Below are 1,346 nucleotides of genomic sequence, written 5' to 3'. Positions count from 1 at the left end.
TGGCGTACTACCACCAATACCGCGCGATGCAGCAAAAAGACCCCAGCGCGATGCACAGGGGGCTTATGGAAGGGACGGGGAACCGCCTGCAAAGCATCGGCGCAAAACGCGTAGCGGGCGGCGATCTTTACCAACTGCCCTTTGAACTCACCGAAGAAGAAAAGGCCAGCCTAAGCGCCACAAAAGAGCAAATGGCGCAATCGTTTAAACGGGCTTTCCCGCCCCCATATGCCCGCGCCGCCGCCTAACTCCCACAAAAAACCCCGCTTTGCAGCAGGGCTTTAAGGACTAACGCCATGAAACAGCAGAAAACAGATCAGACAGAAAAAGCCCTGATCAACAGCCCCGCCACACCGGTAATCAAAGCCGCGAGCATCCACTGCAACAAAGCAAAACGCGACTGCATCCGCTGCTCCAAGAGATCAATTTTGGTAAATCAGAGCAAGCTTGACAGTCACTATACTACCGAATTCGTTTGCGTGATAAAGATGATGGAAAGAGCCATTGATGTCTTTAACCGTCCGGACATATTAGATTACGAGATATATAACAGTTTTAGCAGGCAATTAATGGCTTGTAATGAGGAGATAGGCAAAAACGAATATTTAACCGCAAGATCGGAAGAACGCTTGACTAGCGGTTACTTAATCCTACTGCGTAAAGCCTCACTTATTAAAGGATAGGCACCATGAGCACCATAACCATTACCGCGCCGAAGCTATTAAAAGCGCCACAAAAGCGCCTATTCATAAAACTCGGCCTTAAAGCGCTATCCGCACTCTGCGGCTACGCCCTGTTATTTTCTTTAGCCTTTGCCCTGGCGGGCGTGCTGGTAATGGTCATCACAGCGCCCAATAATCCCGATGACTGGGTAAAAGAAGACTTTATATTGCAAACGCAAATCGGCTACGCCTTTATTGCCGCAATGGTCTTTGCCGCACTCATGCTGTTATTGGAAAAGACAGGGAGAGACATCAATGAACCTCAATAACCATTGCCCGGTGCAAGCCAGTATCGATAACCACTGCGCGGGGTTCGACGAAGGCGAAGCCTTTGATGAAGCCGTGGATAACCGCAAGGAAGTCATCATGCGCGATTTATCAAAAGAAATAATCACTGAAGCACTCGCCGAACTACCTGATAGCCATAAGTTATGGGGCGATATTATCCGCTGAATGGGGCACTTTTATGCCCACCGCCGCACTTATATCAATGACCCAACTGCCGTGGTAAGCGGTTTATATCTAGTGATAGGAGACTACGCCGAACAAGAAGCACTACGGCAAATCCGCCGCGAACAAGACAACCCGCCGCCAGAAGATAACGACGCCATTTAACCCATTAAA

General features: G+C 49.3%; 4 protein-coding genes. All 4 read left to right on the top strand.

The window, feature by feature from the left end; all coding sequences use genetic code 11:
• The coding region (locus tag AXE65_RS13815; protein WP_160330597.1) for a hypothetical protein at window positions 1-248 on the top strand (248 nt) is incomplete at its 5' end.
• Between the two features lie 48 nt (window positions 249-296).
• Window positions 297-683, top strand: a complete 387-nt coding sequence (locus AXE65_RS05295; protein ID WP_068389104.1) for a hypothetical protein — start codon at window positions 297-299, stop codon at window positions 681-683.
• Window positions 684-688: 5 nt separating this feature from the next.
• Window positions 689-991 (top strand): hypothetical protein, encoded by a 303-nt coding sequence (locus AXE65_RS05290; protein ID WP_068389101.1) that lies wholly within the window; start codon window positions 689-691, stop codon window positions 989-991.
• A complete protein-coding gene (locus AXE65_RS05285; RefSeq protein ID WP_068389098.1) occupies window positions 978-1,175 on the top strand; it encodes a hypothetical protein in 198 nt (65 codons plus the stop codon). The genes AXE65_RS05290 and AXE65_RS05285 overlap by 14 nt, the downstream gene beginning before the upstream one ends.
• Window positions 1,176-1,346 lie beyond the last annotated feature (171 nt).

The organism is Ventosimonas gracilis (assembly GCF_001580025.1).
GTDB lineage: Bacteria > Pseudomonadota > Gammaproteobacteria > Pseudomonadales > Pseudomonadaceae > Ventosimonas > Ventosimonas gracilis.
The sequence above is the reverse complement of the archived record's forward strand: the minus strand, read 5'-3'. Positions and strand labels throughout refer to the sequence as shown.